Below are 2,141 nucleotides of genomic sequence, written 5' to 3' on the forward strand. Positions count from 1 at the left end.
ATCAGTTGTCTGACAAGGCACGCTGAGTAGCCACGCGGCAGTGGATAAGAGCTGAAGGCATCTAAGCTCGAAGCCACCTTAAAAAAGAGGTACCCATAGAACGCTCGTAAATGACGAGTTTGATAGAAGCCGGATGTAAGTACCGAGGTTCGCCGAGGTATTCAGTCCTGGCTTACTAAAGTTCTTCGAACGTCGCTGGAGTGTGATCTAGCAGTTAAACAGGTTTCGTATGAATCAAAATCTCATCCTCCGAAGAAACCCCCTTCTTTTTTCCCATTTTCTCAGTGTTTAGTTCCTTCTGGTTTCTGCTCTACGGTTAAATATCATCAGCGGATAATCCATCCGATGTACATACGCAGAATCGATTCAGGAATCCCATTCGATTCCAGCATATACCTCGTCGTCGGTGAGCGCACCATGCTCGTCGATGCGGGATCCGGTCTCGGCCACCGCAACGTTGCCGATGCCATCCGCAGCATCCTCGGTGAGCGCAGCCTCGACATGGTCGTCGCGACCCACTGCCACTACGACCATGTGGGCGGACTCGCCGCGATCGTCGAGGAGTTCGGCTGCGAGGCGTACGCCGGGGAGCTCGATACCCCGAGCATAAGGGATGCCGACGACAGGTACACCCTCGCGAGCGCCTTCGACGGTGTCGTCAGACCCGTGGACGTCAGGGACCTGAAGGATGGAGACGTTCTGGACCTCGGAGATTCCAGGTTCCGTGTGATATCCACTCCCGGGCACACCCGGGGCAGCATCTGCCTGTACGACGAGGCCTCCGGCGCCCTGATCTCCGGTGACACCCTCTTCGAGACGGGTGTCGGCAGGACAGATTTCGCCGGGGGTTCCATGACCGACCTCCGCAGGTCCCTGGCCGTCTTGAGTAATATTGACATAAGGGAACTGTATCCGGGTCATGGAAAGGAATGCGAAAGCTATGATCCGGCTATGATGGCGCGGATCATGAATCTGGTAGGTATGTGAATGAAGATCATCAAGTGCGATTACTCCCACGGCTTCGACGCCCACTGCGAAGAGGCCGTCGCCGCCGCGGCCGAGGATGTCGCGGCCGGCAGGCTCATCGTCTATCCGACCGAGACCGTGTACGGGATCGGTGCCGACATCTACAACGAGTCGGCGATCAAGAACCTGTACGTCGCCAAGAACAGGCCCTTCGACATGCCGCTCTCCGTGGCCGTGTCCGACAAGGCCATGCTCGAGAGCGTGGCGGTCCTCAATGAGAACGCCGACAAGCTCATCAAGGCGTTCCTCCCCGGTCCCCTGACGATCATAATCAAGAAGCAGCCCAATGTGCCAGACATCGTGACGTCGTCATCCCAGAAGGTGGGCATACGCATCCCCGACAACAGGTTCGCCCTGGAGCTCATCAGGCGCACCGGCCCCATCGTGGCCACGTCCGCCAACCTCCACGGACGCCCGGACGCCGTGGATGTGGACGCCGCCATATCCGACTACGGGGACGCCGTCGACACCTACATCGACGCCGGCCCGTGCACGCTCGGACAGCCCTCGACCATAGTCTGGCTCATGGACAAGGAGGTCGAGATCGTACGTCAGGGTGCGATCCCGGTCGACAAGATCAAGGAAGTCTTAGAATGCTGAACGAGGATCAGTTGGCGAAGCTCCGCACGGCCGGCAAGGTCGCCGGTGCGGCGAGGGAGCTGGGGCTCTCCATGGTTAAGGAGGGCGTGAAGCTGTACGATGTCGCTCAGGAGGTGGAGGGCTACATCCGCGAACACGGATGCGGTCTGGCCTTTCCCTGCAACATCAGCATAAACGAGATTGCGGCGCACTACACTCCCAGCTGCACGGACAAGTCCGTGTTCCAGGTGGGCGATGTCGTCAAGGTGGACTGCGGCGCGGAACTGGACGGATACGTCGGCGACACCGCCGGAACCGTCGAGGTGGGCACGAACACATACAAGGACCTGGTGGAGATCTCCAAGACCGCCAGGAACACCGTGGCGGAGTTCATAGGCGACGGCGTTCCCCTGGGGGAGATCGGGCGCGCTGTGCAGATGACCATCGAGAACGCCGGATTCCATCCGCTCGTCAACCTCTGCGGTCACCAGATCGAGCAGTACAACCTGCATGCCGGTATGTCGGTCCCCAACTTC

3 protein-coding genes and 1 rRNA gene are annotated in these 2,141 nt (G+C 59.2%); all 4 read left to right on the forward strand.

Features of this window, described 5'->3' with window-relative positions; all coding sequences use genetic code 11:
- Positions 1-199: ribosomal RNA gene (locus tag Q1X90_RS07200) — 23S ribosomal RNA — on the forward strand; the annotation flags it as partial.
- A 146-nt stretch (positions 200-345) separates the two neighbouring features.
- Positions 346-987, forward strand: coding sequence for an MBL fold metallo-hydrolase (locus tag Q1X90_RS07205; protein WP_300768543.1), 642 nt, complete (start codon positions 346-348; stop codon positions 985-987).
- Positions 988-1,626 (forward strand): L-threonylcarbamoyladenylate synthase, encoded by a 639-nt coding sequence (locus tag Q1X90_RS07210; RefSeq protein WP_300768545.1) that lies wholly within the window; start codon positions 988-990, stop codon positions 1,624-1,626.
- The coding region (locus Q1X90_RS07215; protein ID WP_300768547.1) for a M24 family metallopeptidase at positions 1,620-2,141 on the forward strand (522 nt) is incomplete at its 3' end. The genes Q1X90_RS07210 and Q1X90_RS07215, both read left to right, overlap by 7 nt.

This window comes from uncultured Bifidobacterium sp., assembly GCF_949292005.1.
Lineage (GTDB): Bacteria > Actinomycetota > Actinomycetes > Actinomycetales > Bifidobacteriaceae > Bifidobacterium.

Coding starts and splice junctions, on each gene's coding strand:
- Q1X90_RS07210 (WP_300768545.1), top strand. CDS start 988: ATGAAGATCATCAAGTGCGATTACTCCCACGGCTTCGACGCCCACTGC.
- Q1X90_RS07205 (WP_300768543.1), top strand. CDS start 346: ATGTACATACGCAGAATCGATTCAGGAATCCCATTCGATTCCAGCATA.